This window comes from Arthrobacter sp. NamB2 (assembly GCF_005281365.1).
Classification (GTDB): domain Bacteria; phylum Actinomycetota; class Actinomycetes; order Actinomycetales; family Micrococcaceae; genus Arthrobacter_D.
On sequence record NZ_SZWI01000001.1, the window covers coordinates 364,037 to 386,734 of the forward strand.

General features: G+C 67.9%; 18 protein-coding genes and 1 tRNA gene. 8 read left to right on the forward strand and 11 right to left on the reverse strand.

Going from position 1 to position 22,698, the window contains the following annotated elements; genetic code table 11:
- Positions 1-90: 90 nt before the first annotated feature.
- The gene (locus FDK12_RS01720) at positions 91-1,572 is read right to left on the reverse strand and encodes a zinc-dependent metalloprotease (protein WP_137368258.1); all 1,482 of its coding nucleotides are present in this window, start codon (positions 1,570-1,572) and stop codon (positions 91-93) included.
- A gap of 367 nt (positions 1,573-1,939) precedes the next feature.
- Between FDK12_RS01720 and FDK12_RS01725 the strand changes: the two genes are divergently transcribed.
- From FDK12_RS01725 to FDK12_RS01735, 3 genes are all read left to right on the forward strand, one after another.
- Complete coding sequence (locus FDK12_RS01725) at positions 1,940-3,034, forward strand: PDZ domain-containing protein (protein WP_223263020.1); 1,095 nt, start codon at positions 1,940-1,942, stop codon at positions 3,032-3,034.
- A 340-nt stretch (positions 3,035-3,374) separates the two neighbouring features.
- A complete protein-coding gene (locus FDK12_RS01730) occupies positions 3,375-6,317 on the forward strand; it encodes a UPF0182 family protein (protein ID WP_137368260.1) in 2,943 nt (980 codons plus the stop codon).
- A gap of 67 nt (positions 6,318-6,384) precedes the next feature.
- Positions 6,385-6,458: transfer RNA gene (locus tag FDK12_RS01735), tRNA-Met, on the forward strand.
- Positions 6,459-6,666: 208 nt separating this feature from the next.
- Here FDK12_RS01735 and FDK12_RS01740 read toward each other — a convergent pair.
- The 3 genes from FDK12_RS01740 to FDK12_RS01750 form a co-directional block, all read right to left on the reverse strand.
- Positions 6,667-8,055 (reverse strand): cryptochrome/photolyase family protein, encoded by a 1,389-nt coding sequence (locus FDK12_RS01740; protein WP_137367934.1) that lies wholly within the window; start codon positions 8,053-8,055, stop codon positions 6,667-6,669.
- A 106-nt stretch (positions 8,056-8,161) separates the two neighbouring features.
- Positions 8,162-8,956 carry a PspA/IM30 family protein gene (locus FDK12_RS01745; protein ID WP_137367935.1) on the reverse strand — a complete coding sequence of 265 codons (795 nt, stop codon included), beginning with the start codon at positions 8,954-8,956 and terminating at the stop codon, positions 8,162-8,164.
- A 57-nt stretch (positions 8,957-9,013) separates the two neighbouring features.
- Entirely contained in the window at positions 9,014-11,119 is a 2,106-nt protein-coding gene (locus FDK12_RS01750; RefSeq protein ID WP_317616701.1) for a TPM domain-containing protein, read from the reverse strand.
- A gap of 309 nt (positions 11,120-11,428) precedes the next feature.
- Between FDK12_RS01750 and FDK12_RS01755 the strand changes: the two genes are divergently transcribed.
- From FDK12_RS01755 to FDK12_RS01770, 4 genes are all read left to right on the forward strand, one after another.
- A complete protein-coding gene (locus FDK12_RS01755; protein ID WP_137367936.1) occupies positions 11,429-13,006 on the forward strand; it encodes a S1C family serine protease in 1,578 nt (525 codons plus the stop codon).
- Positions 13,007-13,236: 230 nt separating this feature from the next.
- Positions 13,237-14,064 (forward strand): electron transfer flavoprotein subunit beta/FixA family protein, encoded by an 828-nt coding sequence (locus FDK12_RS01760; protein WP_189636227.1) that lies wholly within the window; start codon positions 13,237-13,239, stop codon positions 14,062-14,064.
- A 40-nt stretch (positions 14,065-14,104) separates the two neighbouring features.
- Positions 14,105-15,052 carry an electron transfer flavoprotein subunit alpha/FixB family protein gene (locus tag FDK12_RS01765; RefSeq protein WP_137367937.1) on the forward strand — a complete coding sequence of 316 codons (948 nt, stop codon included), beginning with the start codon at positions 14,105-14,107 and terminating at the stop codon, positions 15,050-15,052.
- A 3-nt stretch (positions 15,053-15,055) separates the two neighbouring features.
- On the forward strand, positions 15,056-15,808 hold the full coding sequence (locus tag FDK12_RS01770) for a PIG-L deacetylase family protein (RefSeq protein WP_137367938.1): 753 nt from the start codon (positions 15,056-15,058) through the stop codon (positions 15,806-15,808).
- 103 nt (positions 15,809-15,911) lie between these two features.
- On the opposite strand, the gene FDK12_RS01775 is transcribed toward FDK12_RS01770, so the two are convergent.
- From FDK12_RS01775 to FDK12_RS01795, 5 genes are all read right to left on the reverse strand, one after another.
- Positions 15,912-16,766, reverse strand: coding sequence for an anti-sigma factor (locus tag FDK12_RS01775; protein ID WP_189636229.1), 855 nt, complete (start codon positions 16,764-16,766; stop codon positions 15,912-15,914).
- Between the two features lie 16 nt (positions 16,767-16,782).
- Positions 16,783-17,400 (reverse strand): sigma-70 family RNA polymerase sigma factor, encoded by a 618-nt coding sequence (locus tag FDK12_RS01780; protein WP_137367940.1) that lies wholly within the window; start codon positions 17,398-17,400, stop codon positions 16,783-16,785.
- Between the two features lie 177 nt (positions 17,401-17,577).
- Positions 17,578-18,399 carry a class I SAM-dependent methyltransferase gene (locus tag FDK12_RS01785; RefSeq protein WP_137367941.1) on the reverse strand — a complete coding sequence of 274 codons (822 nt, stop codon included), beginning with the start codon at positions 18,397-18,399 and terminating at the stop codon, positions 17,578-17,580.
- A gap of 19 nt (positions 18,400-18,418) precedes the next feature.
- A complete protein-coding gene (locus tag FDK12_RS01790; protein ID WP_137367942.1) occupies positions 18,419-18,886 on the reverse strand; it encodes a tRNA (cytidine(34)-2'-O)-methyltransferase in 468 nt (155 codons plus the stop codon).
- A gap of 9 nt (positions 18,887-18,895) precedes the next feature.
- Positions 18,896-19,870 (reverse strand): J domain-containing protein, encoded by a 975-nt coding sequence (locus FDK12_RS01795; protein ID WP_137367943.1) that lies wholly within the window; start codon positions 19,868-19,870, stop codon positions 18,896-18,898.
- Between the two features lie 335 nt (positions 19,871-20,205).
- On the opposite strand from FDK12_RS01795, the gene FDK12_RS01800 reads away from it, so the two are divergent.
- A complete protein-coding gene (locus FDK12_RS01800; protein WP_137367944.1) occupies positions 20,206-20,916 on the forward strand; it encodes a hypothetical protein in 711 nt (236 codons plus the stop codon).
- 27 nt (positions 20,917-20,943) lie between these two features.
- Here FDK12_RS01800 and FDK12_RS01805 read toward each other — a convergent pair whose 3' ends face one another.
- Positions 20,944-21,687, reverse strand: coding sequence for a pyrimidine reductase family protein (locus FDK12_RS01805; RefSeq protein ID WP_189636230.1), 744 nt, complete (start codon positions 21,685-21,687; stop codon positions 20,944-20,946).
- Complete coding sequence (gene folP / locus FDK12_RS01810) at positions 21,684-22,628, reverse strand: dihydropteroate synthase (RefSeq protein ID WP_223263021.1); 945 nt, start codon at positions 22,626-22,628, stop codon at positions 21,684-21,686. The genes FDK12_RS01805 and folP overlap by 4 nt, the downstream gene beginning before the upstream one ends.
- Positions 22,629-22,698 lie beyond the last annotated feature (70 nt).

The window sequence follows — 22,698 nt, forward strand, 5'->3', positions numbered from 1 at the left end:
CCAAGGGCCCCGGCAAGCTTCCAGGCACTGTGGTGCCGGAAGGCGGGCGGGTTACCGGGAGCTGGGTCGCTTCACTTGCTGCTGGGCCGACTACCGCGAGCTGGGTCCGTCAACATCAGGGTCGTCGCCGGTCGCCGGGCCCTCGCTGGTCCCACCATCAGTAGGTCCACCGTCAGTAGGTCCACCGTCGGTCCTGCCAGCGGTATCGCTCGCCGGCGCACCCTGCGTCGTAACGTCATCGGTTCCGCCCCCACCGGCGGTATCCGGGACGGCATCATCGGCACCCGGCTCGAAGTCACCCGCGAGGAGACGCTCGAGCGCGGCATCGACGTCGGCGTCGGAAGATTCGATCAGCCGGCGTCGCTCCGTGAAGCCTGCCGGATCGTCGAGATCCTCGGCGGTGGGCAGCAGGTCCGGGTGCTGCCACAGCGCGTCGCGTCCTTCGATTCCGCGTTCCTTCGTGAGGAGGGACCAGAGGGACGCGGCATCGCGCAGCCTGCGCGGCCTCAGTTCCAGTCCGACGAGTGAGGCAAACGCATGCTCGGCCGGTCCGCCCGTCGCGCGGCGACGTCGCACCATCTCGCGGAGGGCACCTGCCGAGGGCAGGTTCGCCGCGGCGGCGGCCGTCAATTCGTCCACCCATCCCTCCACGAGGGCAAGAGTCGTCTCGAGCCGGACGAGCGCCGCGTCCTGCTCAGGCGTCCGCTCCGGCATGAAGACGCCCTGGGAGAGGGCGCCCTGCAGACTCTCCGGGTTCGTCGGATCGATGTCGCGGGCGGCTTCTTCGATCTTGCCCATGTCGATGTGGATGCCCCTGGCATAGCGTTCGATGCTGCCGAGGAGGTGCCCCGTGAGCCACGGGATGTGGGTGAACAGACGGACGTGGGCCGCTTCGCGAACTGCAAGGAAGAGCTGCACCTCCTGCTCGGGAATGTCCAAGCCCTCACCGAAGGCCGCGACACTCGCGGGAAGCAGGGCCATCCGTCCATCGGCGAGGGGAACGCCGATGTCCGTGGAGCCGACGACATCCTTGGACAGCGCACCGACCGCCTGTCCAAGCTGCATGCCGAACATCGCTCCGCCTACGTTCTGGAGCATCGATGCCGGACCGCCCATCATGCCCATCATCGACTTCATCTCCTCCGGGAGTTGCTCGGAGATGACATCGGACAGCGCCTTCGCGATGCTCGATGCGACCGGCTCGGTCAAGCGACGCCAGGTCGGCATCGTGGCTTCGACCCACTCCGCGCGTGACCAGGCACGACCGAGTTGCCCGGTGCTCGGGAAGTCCGTAACGGGATCGAGCCACATCTCGGCGAGTTTGAGCGACTCGTCCACGCTGCGTCGCTGGAGGGGAGTGACAGATGGGTCGCCATCGGACGCAGCGATCCGGCGCGCCTGGTCGTGGGCCATCTTCCAGTTGACCGGGCCTTCGCTCGGCGTCGAGAACATCGCCTGGACCTGCTGCATCATCATCGCCATCGCCGCCGGATCCGATGGCAGGCCCGCCGCTTTCGCGATCTCCTGCGGGTCGAACCCCGCGGCCCCACCGCCGAACATCCTGGACAGCATCTCGGACAGCGGATCCTGGGGCGTGTCGTCGTCGTTCGAGGGGTTGGAAGGGTTGGTCACTGATACCACCGGTCCTGGGAGTAGCTTCGCGGGTCCGGGCGGGGAGGCAGACGCATCCCTACCGGCTGTGCACACCACGCTACCGGCCACTCGTCGCCGATGTCCCTCGCGCCGTACACCGTTCGCTGAGGGCAAAGCGTTGCCTCAAGCAGGCCGTTCGGGGTCAAGGGGAGCGGGCAGGCAAGCATCGGAGGGCAGGAACCGCTACGGGAGGAGTCCCGCCGAGCGTCTACTCTGGGTGTGCCTGCATGGTGCGGTCCACGCCGAGGAACGGCACACCCCCACGCGCCCTAGAGAGAGAAGCACAGTGACGCAGTCCGGCCACTTCGAGACGTACAGCCCAGAGGAGCCCACCCGGCCCAGGGATCCGCGCTTCCGCGCGATGGCAGTCTCCGGCAGTCTCGCCGTCGTCCTGTGTGCAGCGGCAGTGCTGCTTCCTTCGCCCTACGTGATCGAGTCGCCCGGGCCGACCTTCAACACGATCGGCGAGGTGAACGGCACACCCCTCATCACGGTGGAGGGCAGGGAGAGCTTCCCGCCCGAGGGCGAACTCGACCTCACCACGGTCTTCGTGAGCGGGGGCCCGAACGGGCGGGTGAACGTCCTCGACACGTTCCGCGCGTGGGCGAACCCGAACGAGAACGTCCTGCCCGAGCAACTGGTGTATCCCGAGGGCACGACGTCCTCCCAGCTCGAGGAGCGGAATGCGGTCGCCATGACGTCGTCCCAGGAGTCGGCGATCGCCGCCGCACTGCTGCACGAGGACATCGACTTCACCGAGGAGCTGTCCATCGCCGGCCTGGCCGCGGATTCCGCATCCGAGGGCGTCCTCGAGGAGGGCGATGTCCTGCTGACGATCGACGGCGCGGAGATCGAGAACATCGAGACGCTTCGCTCCCGACTGGCGGACGCCGGCGGAGCGCCCGCCGACCTTTCGATCATCCGGGACGGCGCGCCTGTCGACGTCACCGTCACCCCCGCCCGATCGGAGGATGGCGACTACCAGCTGGGCATCCTGCTGGCCTCGACGTTCGATTTCCCCTTCGAGGTGACGATCAAGCTCGACGACGTCGGCGGCCCGTCCGCCGGCACGATGTTCGCACTGGGAATCATCGACACGCTGACCGAGGGCGACCTGACCGGTGGTCGCCACTTCGCCGGCACCGGGACGATCGACTCGGCCGGCGTCGTCGGGCCCATCGGGGGAATCGCACAGAAGCTCGTAGGAGCGCGCTCTGCCGGGGCCGAGTTCTTCCTCGCACCCGCCGGGAATTGCGACGAGGTGGTCGGCAACATCCCGGACGGGCTCACCGTCGTCAAGGTCGAGACGCTCGATCAGGCCGTCGATGCCGTAGAGACACTCGGCGGAGGCGGCGGATCAGCAGGTCTGCCCGCCTGCTGATTCCGCGGTCGCTGGGTCGTCGCCAACGGGCTCGAGGCGATGGAAAGCGCAACGGAAGACACGGTTGTATGACAATCTCGGGTCGTAGTCGGAACCGGGGGAACCTAATTGGTCCGGCTGAGCGTGAACAGGGCAGAATGAAAACACGAAGGGCGTGACTGCACGCTGTCTTCTGCCCGTGTGCGGGCTGGGGAGCGAAGCGGAATACCGGTCATCGTGACCCGCAGCAGCTAACGATGAGGTAGATGTGACATCCGGACCAGACCGTCCGTTCGGCAGTAGGCCGAGCCCAGCAAGTGCAGCATCAAGCCGGCGCAGAAGCCCGCTGATCCCGACGATCATCGTCGTGGCGGTGATCGTCATCGCCTTCGTCTACCTGTCCCAGGTCTACGCGGACGTCCTCTGGTACAACCAGCTGGGGTTCCTCGAGGTATTCGTCACGGAGAACCTGTCGCGGATCGTGCTTTTCGTCGTCGCGTTCCTCGTCATGGCCGGCGCCGTGTTCTTCAGTCTGCGCATCGCGTTCCGTAGCAGGCCGATCTATGCACCGGACAGCGCGATCCAGGACAACCTGAACCGCTACCAGGCGCAGCTGGAGCCCATCCGCCGCCTGCTGATGCTGGGTATCCCCGTGGTGCTCGGAGCGTTCGCCGGCACGGCCGCGTCCTCGCAGTGGCAGGAGGTGCTGCTGTTCGTGAACCAGGAGCCGTTCAACAAGCAGGACCCCGAGTTCGGCATGGACTACGCGTTCTACATGTTCACGCTGCCGTTCCTGAGCTTCGTCACGGGGTTCCTGATCAGCGTGGTCATCATCAGCGCGATCGCGACGGTCCTCACCCACTACCTGTACGGCGGCATCCGGCTCGAGGAGAAGGGCCTGTTCACCACGAAGGCCGCTCGGGTCCAGATAGCCGTCGTCGCGGCGCTCTTCCTCGTGCTGCAGGGCGTCAACTACTGGCTGGACCGGTACGACACGCTGCTCAACCAGGACACCTGGGCCGGTGCGCTCTATACGGACGTCAATGCCGTCATCCCCACGAAGGCGATCCTCGCCGTCGCGGCGGTCATCGTCGCGGTCCTGTTCGTCGCGTCCGCCTTCATCGGGCGGTGGCGCCTGCCCCTGATCGGAACGGCGATGCTGATCGTCACGGCTCTGCTCGCCGGCGGCGTCTATCCCGCGGTGGTGCAGCGTTTCCAGGTCGACCCGTCACAGCTCAGCGCCGAAGGCGAGTACATCGACCGGAACATCGCGATGACGCGGGAGGCGTACGGGCTCGATCAGGTGGAGACCGCCAACTACACCCCGGAAGCCGACCCCCAGGCAGGCGCGCTGAACAGCGACGGCGAGACCACGGCGAACATCCGCCTGCTCGACCCGAACCTCGTCTCCGACGCGTTCAGTCAGCTCCAGCAGTTCCGCCAGTACTACCAGTTCCCCGAGACCCTGAACGTCGACCGGTACGAGATCGACGGCGAGATCCAGGACACCGTCATCGCCGTGCGTGAGCTCGACACCGACGGCGTGCCGGAAGGCTGGGTCAACGAGCACGCTTTCTACACGCACGGATACGGGGTCGTGGCAGCGGCGGGTTCGACGGTCCAGCCGGATGGTCGTCCCCAGTTCCTGCAGTCGGGTATTCCCTCCACCGGCGTCCTCGGTGATGAATCGACCTACGAACCACGCATCTACTTCGGTGAGGACTCGCCGGAGTACTCCGTGGTGGGAGCGCCGGACGGACAGGAGCCCGCGGAGATCGACCGCCCGCAGGACGAGAACTCCGACACGGAGTCCAGGACGACCTTCAGCGGCAACGGCGGACCGGAGGTCGGCAACCCCTTCAACCGGCTCGTGTACGCGCTGAAGTTCCAGTCCACGGACCTGCTGCTGTCCGACCAGGTCAACAGCGAGTCCCAGATCCTGTACGACCGCGACCCCGTGGAGCGCGTGCGCAAGGTGGCGCCCTACCTGACGCTCGACGGCAACAGCTACCCCGCGATCGTCGATGGTCGGGTGAAGTGGATCATCGACGGCTACACCACGAGCGCCAACTTCCCGTACTCGCAGCAGCAGGAACTGGAGTCCGCGACGCAGGACTCGCAGACGGCGGAAGGCCTTGCGACCGCGCTCCCGGCCGAGCGGGTCAACTACATCCGGAACGCGGTGAAGGCCACCGTGGACGCCTACGACGGCTCGGTGAAGCTGTACGCCTGGGACGATCAGGACCCGGTGCTGAAGTCCTGGCAGAAGGTGTACCCGTCGTCGCTGACGCCCTACAGCGAGATGTCGGCCGATCTGATGGCCCACGTGCGCTACCCCGAGGACCTCTTCAAGGTGCAGCGTGAACTGCTGGCGCGGTACCACGTCACGACGACGCTCGAGTTCTTCAACAACAGCGAGGCCTGGAGCGTGCCCGCCGATCCTGGAGCCGCCTCCGACGGCGCGACGACGGAGACGACGCCGCGGCAGCCTCCGTTCTACCTGACCCTGCAGATGCCCGACCAGGAGGAGGCCGCGTTCTCCCTCACGACGCCGTACATCCCGTATGTGCCGGCCGGGCAGACCCCGAGGAATGTGCTGTACGGATTCCTAGCGGCCAATGGCGATGCGGGAACGGGTGAGGACGGCGTCAAGAGTGAGAATTACGGCCAGCTGACGCTGCTGGACAGTTCCGGGCAGGATTCCGTGGTCGGCCCGGGCCAGGCGCAGAACCTGTTCAACTCGGACACCACTGTTTCGCAGGAACTGAACCTCCTGCGTCAGGGCGCGTCGGAGGTCATCAACGGCAACCTGCTGACCCTGCCGATCGGAGGCGGGATCGCCTACGTGCAGCCCGTCTACGTGCAGTCCTCGGGCAGTTCGTCCTTCCCGGTCCTGCGGAGGGTCCTGGTCAGTTTCGGGGAGACCGTCGGCTTCGCTCCGACTCTCGCCGAGGCGCTCGACCAGGTCTTCGCCGGCGACTCCGGCGCGACGACCGGCGACAGCGACAACGTCGGTGAGACCCCTGAGGATCCCGCGACGCCTCCGACGGACGGAGAGGGAGGAGCCACGCCGACCCCGACCCCGACGCCCTCGCAGGGGGGAACCCCCGGTGGAACCACGGATGATCCCGCGGCTGACCTCCGCGCCGCCCTCGATGACGCGAACGATGCGATCCAGGACGGCAACGCGGCCCTCGCAGCCGGCGACTTCGCTGCCTACGGTGAGGCGCAGGAACGTCTGCAGGACGCGCTCCAGAGGGCGCTCGACGCCGAAGAGCGTGTCTCGGGAAGCGCCGGAGAGTAGTCCGGATGGACCGGGCAGCTGCTCGATTTGCCTCTTGGCCCCGCGGCCGGTAACGTTAGTTACACGCCGCGGGGTGGAGCAGTTCGGTAGCTCGCTGGGCTCATAACCCAGAGGTCACAGGTTCAAATCCTGTCCCCGCAACGAATAAGAAGTCCGGTCGACCATCTAATCGGCCGGACTTCTTGGTTTCCCCCTGAGTGGGCCGCCTTGGTCCCCGTCAGGGGCTGGTCGCAGGCGCTCCTGATTGCGCCGTGGGGCGCCTCCCCGGGCCCCAACCGATCTGTCGCAGCCAAGGGCTAGGGGCACCAGGCGGACGACGGCGCGTCCGGAAGGGGAGGGGGACCTCCCCCTAACTCTCCGACAGCGCTTTGTAGGCCCTCAGCGCGCGCTCCCGGCTCTCCTTGAGGTCCACGACGCGATCGGGATATCCGGGCGCGACTCCCTTCCAGGGTTCGTGGACATTCTCCGCGTCGGCCAGTTCGGGCACGAACCGCACGAGGAAGGTGCCGTCCGGGTCGAACTTCTTGCTCTGCAACACTGGGTTGAAGATGCGGAAATAGGGGCTGGCGTCCACCCCCGAGCCTGCGACCCATTGCCAGCTGGCAGCATTGCTCGCGGCATCGGCGTCCACGAGGCAGTCCCAGAACCATCTCTCGCCCACCCTCCAGTCGATCAGGAGGTTCTTGATGAGGAATGACGCCGTCGCCATGCGCACGCGGTTGTGCATCCACCCGATCTCCCACATCTGGCGCATCCCGGCATCGATGAGCGGATAGCCCGTCCTTCCACGCTGCCAGGCCTTCAACTCGCTCCGGGTGGAGCTCTCCCAGGCGAACGCATTGAACTCCGGTCGATAGTTCACGGTCGCGAGTTCGGGGTTGAAGTACAGCAGCTGCCAGCTGAACTCCCGCCAGCCCAATTCCGATTTGAAGGCGCGGAGGTCGTCCGCCGTCGAGCTGTCCCTGTGATCCTGTGCGGCGTGCCAGACCTCGAAGGGACTGATCTCGCCGAATCGCAGGTGCGGGGAGAGCATGCTGGTGCCGTGGACAGCAGGGAAGTTTCGGTTGTCCTTGTATCCGCGGAGCCTGGAGAGGAAATCGGTCAGCCGGGCATGTGCTCCTGCCTCGCCCGGCGTCCATGTGTTCCGGAGCCCTTGCGCCCAGTCGGGAGCGGCGGGAAGAAGCCCCCAGGTATCGAGGTCGTCGGAGGCGAGGCGAGGGCCGCGGAGGGACGCCGGTGCCGGGAGCGGGGCGCGGGGTGTCCGGAAAGCCAGGCATGCCCGCCAGAAGGGCGTGAACACCCTGTAGGCCTCGTCCGAGCCGGAGGTGACCTCCCAGGGCTCGTACATGAGGTTCGCCTGGTAGCTCGTCGCCTCAACTCCGCGCGCGGCGAAGGATTCCTTGAGGGCTGCGTCCGCCGTGCGCTCGGCCAACCCGTACCGGCGGTTCCAGGTGACGGCCTCGGCGGAGCATTCGTCGGCCAGCTGCGGCAGCACCTCTCCTGCAGCTCCGCGGCGCAGGACGAGCGGGATCCCGAGTGCTTCGAGGGTGCCCGCCAAGGCCTCGAGCGAGTGGTGCAGCCACCACCTGGACGCGCTCCCCAACGGTCGGATGCCGTCCGTTTCCTCGTCGAGCACGTAACAGGCGACGACGTCGTCCCCATGGTCCGCAGCCGCGACGAGTGCCGGGTTGTCGGAGATTCGCAGATCGTCACGGAACCACACCAGTGTCAGGGCCATGAGCCCAATCTAGCCTGCAGGTGCGAACCCGTGCAGGGCGATCAAAGCGACAGGGGAACCGCACCCGAAAGGCGCGGTTCCCCTGTAGGAGGTGCGGTGGGGCGGATCAGTACGTCGTCTCACCCGTCGACAACGGTGTGGCGGTCGGGGTCTCGCTGCCCGTACCCTGCCCGATCGCGGACTGCGTGCCGGAGCCGGACTTCAAGGCGGCGAGACGCGCTTCGATCTCGGTCTGTTCGCCGAGGTCCTCGAGACTCTCGAACTGGGCGTCCAGGCTCGACGACGCCAGCTCCTGCTGGCCGCGGACCCTGGCCTCCTCGCGGCGGATCTTCTCCTCGAAACGGCCGACCTCGCTCGTCGGGTCCATGAAGTCGATGCTCTTGACGGCGTCGTGGACCTGCTGCTGTGCCTGGGCGGTGCGGGACCGGGCGATGAGCTGGTCGCGCTTCGTCGTCAGCTCGCCGAGCTTGCCCCGCATCTGGTTGAGGCCGTCCTTCAGCTTGTCGACGATCTCGGTCTGCGACGCGATGGTGGGTTCGGCACCCTTCGCCTCGTTCTCCGCCGCGATCTGGCGCTGGATGGCAACCTTCGCCAGATTGTCGAACTTCTGGGCGTCGGCGGTGTCACCGGACGCCCGGTACTCGTCGGCCTTGCGTGACGCAGCGAGTGCCTTGTTGCCCCAGCTGCGCGCGTTCTCGACGTCCTCGTTGTAGTCGTCCTGCATCATGCGGAGATTGCCGATGGTCTGGGCCACGGCGCTTTCCGCCTCGGCGATGCTGTTGGTGAAGTCGCGGACCATCTGGTCGAGCATCTTCTGCGGATCCTCCGCCTGATCGATCAACGCATTGACGTTGGCTCGGGTGAGCTGGGCGATCCTGCCGAAAATTGACTGCTTTACCATTGATTTCCCTTTCGATTCTTCGTGATAGTCCTGGGTCCTGCTGCCGGAGCGACGCGGCTAGAAGTCGCCGCCACCACCGCCGAAGTCTCCGAATCCGCCTCCGCCGCCGTCGAAGCCACCGAAGCCGCCGCCTCCGAAGTCGCTGCCGCCGCCATCGCCGTATCCTCCGCCGAAGCCGCCTCCGAAACCTCCGCCGAAACCGCCTCCGTTAAGGATGGACCCGAGCAGGATGCCTCCCAACAGGGCTCCACCCATCCCGTCACCGCCCCGGCCGCCGTACATGCCACCCATGCCCACGCCCTGGCGGCCGAAACCGTCGACGTCCTGCTCGGCCAGTTGCGCCGCCTGATCGGCCAGCATGGCTGCCTGCTGAGCGTGGGACAGGGCCGTCACGGGATCGGTGCGCTGGAGCTCCACGGCGTAGTCGAGGTTCCGCTCGGCCTCTGCGAGGCGGGTGCGCGCCTCGCTGCCCACACCGCCGCGGCGGGCGCGAATGTAGTCCGCTGTACCGGAGATGCCGGACTGCGCTGCGATGATCGCGTGCTGGAGGGACTCCTGCGCGCGCCGCGCGTTCTCGGCCTGGTCGCGGACCCCACCCAGTGCGGCGTCGAGTTGGGCATGCGCCGCTTCGAGCCGTTGCAGCAGGGCCAGCGGATTGCTGCGCGCGTTCTGCCGCTCCTGCCGGACTGTCGAGACAGCAGCCTGCACCGCGGCGATGGGGCCGGCGAGGTCACGGTACTGCCCCGTGCGGTCCATGGCCTGGGCCTGGGCGAGGTCCTGCTCGGTCTCGGGCAGCGCACGCTCGAGCTCGCGCTCGGCTACTGCGAGCTCCTCCGCACGCTTGTCGATGGCGTCCAGGAGGACCATGCTCTGGTGCACCGCCTCCTCCGCAGCGCGGACTGCAACGACGGCACGTCCCGTGTCACCACTTGCCATGCGCGTCTGTGCCTCCTGCGCGGCGCTGTCGACGAAGGACAGCCGCTCGCGGGCCTGCTCGATGTTGTCCGCCACCTGGGAGGTGGCGGTCTCGAGGTACCGGCCCTGCAGGGCACGCAGGGACTGCTCGGCCGCTGCGAACCGCCGGCGGGCGTCATCCGCTGCGGACTGCGCCCGGCGCAGGGCATCCGGCGCGTTCCTCTCCAGCTCCCGGAGGGAATCGAAGTCCGCCTTGTGCGCCTGGAGCGAGGCGTTCACGTCCTCGCAACGGCGGATGATCTCCCCGAGCCACTGCCGCTGCTGCTGCTCGGTGTCGGGGATATGGTCGTCGAGTTGCTGCTGCAACTTGAACGATTCGCTCATGTGCTGCTTGGCGGCAGCGATGTCCTGGGAGAACGTCGCGATGGCCTCGCTGCCGTACTGGGCTTCCGCGAAGCCCAGCTCCTGCTCGCTGGACTTGATCGCATCGTCCGCGGCGACCAGCAGGCTGCCCGCGCGCTTGCGCAGGTCCTCGACACTCACCGAGGAGAGGGGATCCACCACCTCGCCCGTGGCGGACGGTACCGGGCCGTAGCCGTACTCCTCGCGCTGGCGCTGTGCGCTGTTGCCGCCCTGCTTCTTGAGCAGCATGTACCCGCCGGCGCCCGCAACGGCGACGAGCCCACCGACGAGCACGAGCCCGCCGAGACCGCTGCCACCGGTCGCTGCACCGGTGCCCGTCGACGTGCCGCCACTGGTGGAGCCGCCGCCCGTCAATGCCTGTTCGCTGCTCTCGACCGCCGCGAGCCCTGCACCGAGGTAGTCGCCGTCGCTGAGCTCGGGCCGGATGTGCTCGTCGTAGAGCTCCTGGCCCTGTCCGCCGAGCGCGGAGCGGTTGCCGGGGGCGTACCCGGCGGACTTCTGGTCCACACCGACGGCGAGGACGGCCTCATCAGCACTCGACGCGTTGAGGCTGGCGGTGGCGGACGCCCACTGCTCCGCGTCCGCTGGATTCTCGAAGGTATCGACGTACGCGACGCGGATGGTGAAGCCCTGCTGCGAACGCAGGTCCGCGATGGCGGCCTCGAGCTCGCTCTCCTCCTGGGGCGTGAGGACTCCCGCCGTGTCGGTGACATAGTCGCCGGCGGGGAAAGTGATCGGAGCATCGGCGAAAGCCGCCGAGCTGGACAACAACGGGATCGCCACGACGGCACCCAGGACAGCAGAGACGCGGGTGCGCCTGCTCATCATTCGCATCTTCGACCCTTCAGCACGTCCCCCGGACCCTACCGGTCCCAGGACTGGTGTCGGCGGACGCCGGAGGCTCCCTGTGTTCCCGATTCTATGGTCGGGGTCAGGGGCAGTCCACCACCCCGCCTATGCCCCTAGCGAAAGCGACACGACGACGGGAGAGGGCATAGTGTTGTGCGGCACCCGCCGTGGGGTTCGGACGGCTGAGTACAACTTAGCGAGTTCTCAGAATCCGCACAGCGGACGCATGCTTGAGGCTCAGCGAAGGTTGCCATGATGTGGTCAACAGCAACGAAAGGACCTCCCATGAACGAGCAGCCAGGTACTCCCGGCAACGGGGACCGTACCCTCCCTCCACAGCCGCAGACCCCGCCGTCGTGGGGGGCCGGCTGGACCGGTCAGCAGCCGGCCGCGACCTCCGACCAGGCCGCGGCAACGGACAGGTACCACCGGGACTCCGAGCGCACGGAGGGGTATCCGGAGACGGCGGTCCACCCGGTCGCGGGTCCGCCCACCGCGCAGCACCCCGCCGTCGGGCATCCTGCATCCGGCGGCAGTCAGCAACCCGGTGCCGGGCAGAGCGCCGCGGCGCCCCACCCCGCGTACGCCGGGCACCAGCCCTTCTACGGAGAGCAGAGCGCGTGGGGCGACTCCCGGAACGGCACCGGACGGACGGCCGTGAAGGACCGGAAGCGTGTCGGGCTCGGCACGTTCGCCGCCGGTGTCCTCGCCGCGGGGCTCATCGGCGGAGGTGTCGCGACGGCCGGTTACACCGCGTTGGACGGCACATCGACCGGCGGCACGTCGCAGGCCGCCCCGGAGTCGATCGTGGTGAACAACACCGACAACGTCAACGCCATCACGGGGGCCGCGGTGACGGCGTCGCCGAGCGTCGTCACGATCGCCGTCAACGGCGGCAGTTCCAGTGGCTCCGGCTCCGGCATCATCCTGGACACCGACGGGCACATCCTCACGAACACGCACGTCGTGACGCTCGGGGGCCAGGTCTCCGACCCGACGGTAGAGGTCAAGCTGAATGACGGGCGCGTCTTCGCGGCGACCGTCGTCGGAACCGATCCCCTGAGCGATCTCGCCGTCATCAAGATCGACGCTCCGGACCTGAAAGCCGCCACACTCGGCAACTCGGACGAACTGAACGTCGGCGACACCGCGATCGCCATCGGTGCTCCGCTCGGCCTGAGCGGCACGGTGACCGACGGCATCGTCTCGACCCTGAACAGGACCATCAGCGTCGCCTCCTCTGCCGTGCCGGAGGAGCAGCCGGACACCACCGAGTCCGACGACGGTGAGGGATTCAACTTCCTGCCGCCGGGCGGTTCGAGCGGTCAGCAGACCCAGTCGCAGGGCTCCATCTACCTGAACGTCATCCAGACCGATGCCGCGATCAACCAGGGCAACTCGGGCGGTGCGCTTGTCGACGTAGACGGCAGGATCATCGGCGTGAACGTCGCCATCGCGTCCGCCGGCTCCGGCGAATCGACCGGCAACATCGGCGTGGGCTTCTCGATCCCCATCAACTACGCGGACCGTATCGCGACGGAGATCATCGAGAACGGCGAGGCGACACACGGTTTCCTCGGAGTGAGCGTCACGGCGGCGGCCGGGGACGGCTCCCGGACCGAGTCGACCTTCTCGACGGGTGCCCTCGTCCAATCGGTGGAGCCGGGATCGCCCGCGGAGGACGCCTCGTTGCAGGTGGGGGACGTCATCACCAAGGTGGGCACCTTCACCATCAGCGACCCGCAGTCGCTGACGGCAGCCGTCCGCATCCAGACCGTCGGCCAGCAGGTGCCGGTGGAGATCGTCCGCAGCGGGCAGTCGCGCACCGTGGACGTCACCCTCGCCCAGGCGCCGACACCCTAGCCTGTACTGCGACAACCTGTACTGCGACGCAGTGAGCAGAAGGCGGTCCTGCGTGCGGGACCGCCTTCTGTGACGGCACCCCCGTGCCGGCCGGTTACCAGCACTACCTGCCATGACCTGCCGTTGCCTGGCATTACCCGCCGTTTCCCGCCGGCACCCGCAGCGATCCGCAGGGCCCCACTATGGTTAGCTAGTCGATGGGAAAATCCCCTGAACGAGGAAGGTCGTCAATGGACGAGGCCACAGCAGACGGACTGCGCATTGCAGTCCTGGTGAAGCATGTTCCCGACGCCCAGTTCGACCGCCACATCGGCGGTGACGACCTGACGACGGTGCGCTCCGAGAGCATCCTCTCCGAACTGGACGAGTACGCGCTCGAAGCGGCGCTGCAGATCGTCGAGGCCCACGGGGGAGCTGCAGCCGGGCACCGGGTCACCGCCCTCACGATGGGCCCCGCGCCCGCCGTCAACGCCGTGAAGAAGTCGCTTCAGATCGGTGCCGACGACGGGGTGCACCTGACCGACGAGGCCCTGCGCGGATCCGACGCAGCTGCCTCCTCGAAGGCCCTGGCCGCGCTCCTGCGGCACGTCGGACCCTTCGACCTGATCCTCACGGGCATGGCGTCCACGGACGGTGAGACCTCACTCGTGCCGGCGCAGCTCGCTGAGCGGCTCGAGCTGCCGCAGGTGACCTTCGCGGCGTCGATCGAGCTGACGAACGACGACGGCAGCTGGACGCTCGCGGCGCGCCGCGACAACGACTCGTTCGCCGAGACCATCGAGGCCACCCTGCCGGCCGTCGTCTCGGTGACGGATCAGATCAACGAGCCCCGCTACCCGAACTTCAAGGGCATCATGGCCGCGAAGAAGAAGCAGCTGCAGGTACTCGCCCTCGCCGATATCGGTCTCCAGCCCGACGAGGTGGGGTTTGCGGGCTCGTGGACGCGGGTCGAAGCAGCATCTCCGCGGCCACCACGCAGCCAGGGGATCATCATCACCGATGGAGGCGACGCGGGCATCAGGCTCGTCGACTTCCTCGCCGGGCAGAAACTCCTCTAGTCCTATCCCCGCTCGCCCACTCGTCCCAGGAGGCATCGCCTTGAGCACCGTCCTCGTTTTCCTCGATCATCCCGGAGCCAGCCTCGCCAAGAGCGAGCGGGAGCTTCTCTCACTGGGGGCATCGCTCGGCGACGTAGCCGTCGCCCTCGCAGAGACCGCGGGCCAGGCGTACCTGGACGGAGTGGGGTCGTACGGCGTGCAGGAGTACTACCGCCCGGACTCCGCCGCGGTCGCGGAGGTGCTGGTGGCCGGGAAGGCAGCCTTCCTCGCCGAGGCCGTGCGAACGTCGGGTGCGAGCATCGTCCTGCTCGGGAACTCCTACGAGGCGAAGGAGATCGCTGCGCGTGTGGGCATCCGGCTGGAGGCCGGCGTCATCACCGACGTCGTCGGCCTGGAGAGCGGGTTGGTCGCGACGAAAGCGGACTTCGCCGGTTCCTACACCGTGAACTGCCGGGTCACCACCGATGTAGCGATCCTCACGGTGAAGCCCAACAGCTTCGAGGCCGTGGAGGCCGGGACGCCCTCCTCGCCGCGGGAGGTTCCCATCCCGGTCGAGCTCCCGTCGTCCGCCGCACGTATCACCGGCCGTGCGGAGAAGCCTGCAAGTGGCAGGCCGGAACTCACCGAGGCACGCGTGATCGTGGCCGGCGGACGGGGAGTGGACGGGAATTTCGGGCCGCTGGAGGAGCTGGCGGACGCACTCGGGGGAGCGGTCGGAGCGTCGAGGGCAGCGACCGACGCCGGCTGGATCGAACATTCGGCGCAGATCGGCCAGACGGGCAAGACGGTGTCGCCTCAGCTGTACGTCTCCGTGGGGATCTCCGGGGCCATCCAGCAGAAAGCCGGCATGCAGACCTCCAAGGTCATCGTGGCCATCAACAAGGATGCGGACTCGCCTGTGTTCGAGATCGCCGACTTCGGCATCGTAGGTGACCTCTTCACCGTCCTGCCACAGGCCACCGAGGAGATCCGGAAGCGCGGCCTGTAGGACATGACGACGGAACACGCTGTTGCGCCTCCCGAGCGGGTGCTGGTGTTCGCTGCGCACCCTGACGATATCGACTTCGGGGCTTCGGCGACGATCGCCGGCTGGACGGCCAGGGGTGCCTCGGTCAGCTACTGCATCATGACCGATGGGGACGCCGGCGGGTTCTCGGCCGAGGATCGGCCGGGAATAGCGGGCCTTCGCCGGGAAGAGCAACGAGCCGCCGCGAAGATCGTCGGCGTCTCGGATGTCACGTTCCTGGGAGAGCCCGACGGATATCTCGAACCGTCGGATGCCGTGGTCCGCGAAGTGGTGAGGCGCATGCGCGAAGTCCGGCCGGACATCGTGGTGTCGATGCATCCCGAGCGGGCGTGGGACCGTATCCAGAAAAGCCACCCGGACCACCTCGCGTGCGGCGAAGCAGTCACGCGGGCCGTGTACCCGGCGGTCGAGAACCCCTTCGCCTACCCGGAGCTGGAAGCCGCTGGTCTTGCGAGCTTCCGCGTCCCCTGGTTGTGGTTCTATGGGGGGCCCGCGCATCTGGAGAACCGGTACGTCGACGTGACGGGATCCGAGGACCTCAAGATCGCAGCTATCACCGCTCACCGCAGCCAGCACCCCGATGTCGATCGGATGCAGGAGCGGGTCCGCGCCATCCTGCAGGAGAACGCCCGCCGCGCGCGCCTGCCCGAGGGCCGCAGCGCCGAGGGGTTCCATGTCGTGGGGATCAACACCGACGAGACCATCGCGGGCTTCTAGCCCCGCAGTCCGGCCGGGGAGCATGGCAGTCCGGTCGGGCAGCAGCAGTTGCACGGAGGCCCCCGACGGTGGTTCGCCGAGGGCCTCCACGTTTTCCTTGCTGTCAGGCTCCGAGCGGGATCTGGGCGACGATGGGCAGGGTCGGCTCGTCCGAGCCGCCTTCGGGCTCCACCGTGATGGCGATTGCGCTGACACCGTTGATGCCGGTCAGCTCGGTGACCTTGGTGCCGGCGACGTCCTCACCGGACATCGTCCCGACAGAGATCGGCGCTCGCCCGTCGGCAGGTATGCGCCACATCTGGTAGACGAAGCCCTCGGCCGGTGCCGGTACTCCGCTGAGGGTGACGACGGCTGCGTCTTCCTCACCGGACACGGCCACATCGGCGACGCCGCCCGGCTCCAGGACGAGTTGCTCGGTACGGACGTCGGAGGCCTGCAGGACCTGCTGCTCGACCGTCGTCGGCTGAAGGTTCTGCGCGATCGTGACGCCGCCGACGGCGATGACGACGGCAGCCGCCGCAGCGACGACCCACCGTGCAGCCCGTGACGACATCGATGCCTTGGCCGAACGGCGCCTGGCCAACTCGTCCTGTTCCGCGGCCGGAGCACCACCACCGCGTTCCTCCCGATCCGCTGCAACGGGTGCAAGCGGCACGGTACGGCCGCTTGCACCCGTGCCGGAACCTTCCTTGGCGGGCAGCTGCGCGACGATGCGTTCGAAGAGGTCTCCCGGCGGCTCAACCTCATCGGTCGCATACGCCGATGTCACCGTCTCCCGACAGGTCCGGACCCGGTCCGCGAACGTGGCGCTGATCGTCGGATCGGCGTCATCGAGGAACGCATCGATGATGCGCCGCTCAGCCGCGCTGATGGCGTCCAGCGCGTAGATCTCGGCCCATTCCAGAACGTGGCCGCGAGCCAGGTCCGTGTCGAGGTCATCTGCAAATTGTCTGTTCATATCCTTGTCCTGCATCTCAGATCACCCCCAGACACGTCTTGAGTCGGATGAGTCCATCTCGGATTCTTGATTTGATCGTCGGTACTGCCACTCCGAGTTTCTCGGCCACTTCCCGGTAGGTGAGGCCACCGTAGTAGGCCAACCTCACCGATTCCTGCTGGGTCTCCGTGAGGGTATCCAGACACCTGACGACGCCTTCCGCCTCGAGGCGCTGCGTCACGGTGTCCACGACGTCGTCGTGATCGATGGTCTGGGTTGCAGCGCCGTAACGAGCCTCCCGGTCGCTCGCGCTCTGTTCCGAACGCACCTTGTCCACCGCGCGGCGGTGGGCCAGCGTCATCAGCCAGGCCATGGGACTCCCCATCGCCGGGTTGAACCTGTCAGCGCTGTTCCAGACCTGGAGGTAGACCTCCTGGGTCGCATCCTCACTCAGTTCCGGGTCTATGAGCACGCGCCGGGCGAGTCCGTAGACGCGTCGTGATGTCTGCTCGTAGAAGATCGCGAACGCGGCCTGATCCTGCCGTGCAACCCGCAACAGCAGATCGGTCAGGGTGGGACCGGCGCTGGGATCAACGGCCGACTCGCTTGCTGCGGGTGAGATGGGACCGACCCGGCTTACTCGTGGCGTTTCCATAGGGGTCCAGCATAAAGCGCCGGTGGTGCCAAACCGAACAGCATCGACTCGTTCGTGCCGTGTGGGACGAACGCGCCCCTGCTGCAGAAGCACCATCCCACACCCCTATCGGTTCGAGCTTTTCGCTGACACCTGATATTCGGAGCTGGACGGCCACCGGATGGCCCGTGCCGGACGCTAGCTGTCGGGCTGGTGGTGTCCGACGGCGATGAGCGAACCGGCATCCAGTACGAAGTCCTCGCCCAGGCGTTCCTCGAAGGCTCTGCGGACGCGCTGCAGGGCGTCCGCAGAGCCGGGGAGCAGCCGGCGGTAGCCGCTGCCGAGGGCGAAGGACCAGGCGTGCCCGGGCTCGAGGGGCACTGTCAGCCCGAGCTTCTCCACGGCGACGTCCGTCAGGCCCCGCGCCTGGAGCCAGTCCCGCAGCCGGTCGGACGAGGCCAACCGCGCCCGATTCCCGACGACGGGCGCGTCGATCCGGTCCGAGCCCGACTCGCCGCCGTCCCGGCCCGCTGCGATGCTGTCCAGGAGGAGGCCTTCGAACGCGTCGAGGGCGCCCTCGTCCCAGACGCTGATCGCGATCCTTCCGCCGGGTCGCAGCATGCGGACGATGTGGTCCATCCCGGCGTCCATCTCCTCGAGCAGGAGGACGCCGTAGCAGCTGACAGCCGCGTCGTACGCGGCGTCCGGCACCCATCGTGCCGGGTCCGACCGGTGGAAGGACACATTGCCGAGGCCCAACGCCTCCGCCTTGGCCTCGGCGAGGTCGAGCATCGCCGATGAGCGGTCCACGGCGTCGACGTGGCCGCTCGGTCCGGCGAGTTGAGCGGCGGGGATCGTCCCGGAGCCCGTCGCTGCGAACACGTCCAGGACGCGCTCACCCACGAGGACGTCCGCTGCGGCGACGACCGCGTTGCTCACGGGATTCCACACAGCGGGAGCAAGGCGGTCGTAGTCCTCGGCGCCACTGTCGGGCAGGGCGGCGGCGTGGCGAGCGGGCATTGGGGCTCCTAGGCGTGGATCATCGCTGGGCGCCCGCAAAGCCCTGTTGGCGCCAGGCTTCGTAGAGGACGATCGATGCGGTGTTGGCGAGATTGAGCGAACGGCGTGAGGGGAGCATGGGGACACGGACCCGCGAGGTGACGTGGGTGTCGTGCTTGACGTCGTGCGGCAGCCCGTCGGACTCACGGCCGAACATCAGCACATCGGTGGGGCGGTAGGAGATGTCCGTGTAGGACACGTCCCCGTCCGAGGTGTAGGCGAACACCCGCTCCGGCTTCAGCGCGCTCCAGGCCTCGTCGAGGCTCGCATGGACGTGCAGCACCGCGAGGTCGTGGTAATCCAGGCCCGCCCGCTTCAGCTTCGAATCCTCGAGGCTGAAACCCAACGGCTCGACGAGGTGCAGTTCCGCGCCTGCGACCGCGGCGAGCCTGATGGCGGCCCCGGTATTGCCGGGTATCTCGGGAGTGTGGAAGAGGATGCGGAACACCGCTCCATCCTAGCTTCCGGCCGAAGTGAGAAGACGCGCAAGCACGGGCAGCTGCACCACGTTGGGCGAGGGGCCGGAGGACAGGAACGAGCGGATCGTCCGCACGGCGGTGCCGGCATTGACCACCTGGGTGACGGTGGGCGAGGTCCGGTCGAAGCCCGGCGGCACGTCGATGACGGGTGCGAACGGGTTGTCGGGTGCTCCATGGATCACGACCCAGCCGGCCACGTTGCATTCGGGAAACAGTTCCTGCACGGCCCTCAACGTCGTGGGCAGTCGGAGATCGACAGGCCTGCCCTGGTGTCGCAACGACCGGCCGTCCCAGGAGAAGTTGCCGGGCGGGCCGGTGAAGGAGTCGATGACGGCCATCCGGTAGCCGGCGAGCAGGACATGCCCTGCCGAGGTCCTGTTCCTGTCATCGAACTGCACCCCGTTCACCAGGCGCGCGGCAGGGTAGGAAGGCAGCAGGGCACGTTCGATCAGGTTGGACGTGCGCAGTTCGCCGTCGACGCGGGAGCGGACACCGGACGACAACCGGGCGAACATGCCGGGCTGTCGCGGTTCTCCGTGGACGTGCCGACCCGCGAGGATCAGGGGTACCGTCGGTGGATTCGACGGTGAGAACGGAGGCAGATAGACAGGCGGGGACTTCGCGGCGTCCTCGTCCTCGACACTCGTCCGTGTCGTTCCCGCCGATCCCGGCCGCCCTGGTCCCCCCGCTGCGCTTCCTGCCGCGGTGTTCCTTGCCGAGCCGCCAGCGGTGGGGCGGCCGCGCCCGGTCTCGGCGTCGTACCGTTCGCGGCGCTGCGGGTCGCTCAGCGTCTCATACGCGACGGCCACGTCATGGAACTGGGCAGCACTGCCGCCGAGGTCCGGGTGCGAGGCGCGGGCTGCGCGACGATAGGCATCCTTGATGTCCTTGATATCGGCTTCCGCGGGCACGCCGAGAACGTCGTAGTACGACTTCCGTGGTGCCTCTGCCATCCATCCGGCCTTCCTGGGTAGAGCGGTGTGGGCGGGGAACCGCTCGCTGCTGCACGGTGCTCCACAGCTGTGGAGGGTGTCGCCCCGCGTCGATACCACCTGAGACTAGAGGCACAGGCGGGTCTGATCCAAAGCCTCCGAGCGCAGCGGACACCGAAGGGGTGGGACGCGGCTCCTACCGGGTACAACGGTGCACGCGTTCCGGAAGTTCGCTCGGCCTGTCGGGTGCGCACAGCCGGATGGGGAGACCTCACCCCTGGTGCCCCGGTGGGCGGCACTAGAGTTGGAACGGCGCCCCGTTGGGTGGCGGGGGAGCGGGAGAGGGGACGGTGGACGTGCGGCAGGACCGTTGGACCGAAGCGCGCTGGGGGAGCATGGCGCTGCTGGCACTGTTGCTGTCCGCATGCACCGTCGAGGTTCCGCTCGCACCGAACGCCACTCCGGAAGCCGGTCCATCCGCGGCCTCTTCGGAGACCCCGGCATCGATCCCCGGGTCCGCCGTCGCCGAGCCGGAACTGCCTCCGCTCACCCGGGCCCAGATCACGAGCGAGGACATGACGTTCGCGCGCGGCGGCTACATCGAAGCGGAGGCGAACCTGGTCCTCGCTGACGATATGACGCAGTCTGACGGGTGGTCGCAGCGCACCAGGATGGTCAACGGCGAATCCGTGTACGAGAACGGAGCCGGGTGCATCGCGTCGCTGCGCTCCACGGGCCTGCAGACGCCGCTCGTCGTGGAAGGAGATGACAGGGCCTCCACCGAGGCGCTTTTCCAGTTCCTCGACCCGAGCATCCTGCCGGAGTACCTCCTGGCGACGACCTGGGTGTGGGGGGAGAACCCCGGCGAGTCCACGGCGGGCATCGAGTTCCTGACGTACGTCCAACCCGCCACCGGGTCCGCACCGGCCAGCGCCGTGTCGCTGCGACTGTTCCACCAGCTGCGCACGGGACTGGCGGTCACCGTCTCCTGCCCGTCGGACGAGCAGCTGACGGCAGCCGTCTCCGATGTCCGCAGCCGCGTCTCCGTGGTGCCGCCCCGGTCCTGATCCCGTGCCGATCCCGAACCTGTCCCGTCAGGGAATCCTCCGGTACAGCGTGTACAGGGCCGAGTCCTCCGTGAGCAGGGATACCAGGGCCAACGCCCGTGGTTGATCCGGGCCGCCGCCCACCGAGATCCGGGGCCCCTCGCCGCCGGCGAGCAGCGGGCTGATCGAGAGGCAGAGCTCATCGACGGCGTCCGCGCGCGTGAAGTTCCCGAACACGGCCGGACCGCCCTCGCAGATCACCCGCCGCTGCCCGCGCCTCTCCAGTTCCGCGAGGATTCCGGCGGTTTCGACGGTGTCCCTGCCGCAGTCGACGACGTCGGCGACCGCTTCGAGCGCGGCCCGTCTCCCCGCGGGAGCCCGCCCACAGGTGAGGATGAGCGGACGGACCGGGGCCTTGCGGAAGAAACGGGCGGTCGGGTCGAGGTCCAGGCTGCCGGAGATGACGGCGACTCCCGGGTGCGCAGCGAGGCCCCGGGCGGATCGCCAGGACTTCGCGGCGTCGTCGACGAGGTCGCCCTCGTAACCCTCCGCACGAACGGTTCCGGCGCCCACCAGCACGACATCGGCGAGGCGACGCAGCACGACGAAGATGCGCTTGTCGCCGTCGTTCCCGAGGCCTGCCGACAGGCCTCCGCTCGTCGCGGCGCCGTCGGCGGCGGCAATGAAGTTGAACCGGACATACGGACGTTCGACGGCGGGATACGCGTAGAGCCGGTGCAGGGCGTCGTCGTCGAGCGCGCCGGGGGAGGTCGGCAGGAGGGACGTGATCACGGAGCGACCGGCTCGTTGAAGTCGCCCATGTTGTGCCGCAGGTAGACCGGGGCCCTCCAGCCCAGCACTGCCTCGGTGATGTTGATCGCCGCGCGTGAGGCTTCGACGTTGTGCATCCGGACGACACGGGCTCCGCCGAGGATGCAGATCACGGCGGCGGCCAGGGAGCCCTCGACGCGCTGGCGCTTCGGCCGGTCGAGGGTCTCGCCGATGAAGTCCTTGTTCGAGACGGCTGCCAGGGTGGGGAAGCCTAAGCCGGCTATCTCGGAGAATCGCCGCGTGATCTCCAGGGAGTGCAGGGTGTTCTTGTTGAGGTCGTGCCCGGGGTCGAGGAGGATCCGGTCCTCAGGGATGCCCAGCCGAACGGCGTCGTCCACCTTGCGCAGCAGGAAGTCCGCGATCTCCCGGACCACGTCGCCATACGTGGGCCTCGGGTACACCGTGCGGGGCTCGGCCAGGCTGTGGGTGATGACCAGGTGCGCTCCTGCTTCGGCGACCACGGCCGCCATGTCCGGGTCCCGCAGCCCGGTGGTGTCGTTGATGACGTTGGCGCCGGCCGCAAGGGCAAGCCGGGCCACGTCGGGCAGGAAGGTGTCGGCGGAGATGACCACGTCCGATGTGGCACGTACGGCGGCGATGAGGGGAACGATCCGGTCGGCTTCCTCGGCCGCCGGGATCGCGTCACCGGGCGAGAACGGCGCTCCTCCGATATCGACCCAGTCGGCGCCGTCGTCCACGGCTTTCAGGGCCGCGTCGACGGCGGATTGCAGCGCGAAGGTCGCGCCGCCGTCGTAGAACGAGTCCGGTGTCCGGTTGATCACCGCCATCAGGGCTACCTGGTGGTCGAAATCGAGGGTCCTGGAGCCGAAGGTATGCACAGGGTGCCGGAACGTGGGGTTGTAGGTGCCCGAGGGGGAAGGATCCGCTGCTTGACTGTCCACCCTGCATTCATACCACCGGGGGCTGGACGCACCCCCTGCATCGAACCGCACGTGACCGGCACCACCGGAA

Excerpts from the sequence above, each read along its gene's own strand:
- FDK12_RS01745 (WP_137367935.1), bottom strand. The coding sequence starts at position 8,956 with ATGGTAAAGCAGTCAATTTTCGGCAGGATCGCCCAGCTCACCCGAGCC.
- FDK12_RS01755 (WP_137367936.1), top strand. The coding sequence starts at position 11,429 with ATGAACGAGCAGCCAGGTACTCCCGGCAACGGGGACCGTACCCTCCCT.
- FDK12_RS01720 (WP_137368258.1), bottom strand. The coding sequence starts at position 1,572 with ATGCTGTCCAGGATGTTCGGCGGTGGGGCCGCGGGGTTCGACCCGCAG.
- FDK12_RS01740 (WP_137367934.1), bottom strand. The coding sequence starts at position 8,055 with ATGGCCCTGACACTGGTGTGGTTCCGTGACGATCTGCGAATCTCCGAC.
- FDK12_RS01795 (WP_137367943.1), bottom strand. The coding sequence starts at position 19,870 with ATGGCAGAGGCACCACGGAAGTCGTACTACGACGTTCTCGGCGTGCCC.
- FDK12_RS01785 (WP_137367941.1), bottom strand. The coding sequence starts at position 18,399 with ATGCCCGCTCGCCACGCCGCCGCCCTGCCCGACAGTGGCGCCGAGGAC.
- FDK12_RS01780 (WP_137367940.1), bottom strand. The coding sequence starts at position 17,400 with ATGGAAACGCCACGAGTAAGCCGGGTCGGTCCCATCTCACCCGCAGCA.
- FDK12_RS01760 (WP_189636227.1), top strand. The coding sequence starts at position 13,237 with ATGGACGAGGCCACAGCAGACGGACTGCGCATTGCAGTCCTGGTGAAG.
- FDK12_RS01750 (WP_317616701.1), bottom strand. The coding sequence starts at position 11,119 with ATGAGCAGGCGCACCCGCGTCTCTGCTGTCCTGGGTGCCGTCGTGGCG.
- FDK12_RS01770 (WP_137367938.1), top strand. The coding sequence starts at position 15,056 with ATGACGACGGAACACGCTGTTGCGCCTCCCGAGCGGGTGCTGGTGTTC.
- FDK12_RS01775 (WP_189636229.1), bottom strand. The coding sequence starts at position 16,766 with ATGAACAGACAATTTGCAGATGACCTCGACACGGACCTGGCTCGCGGC.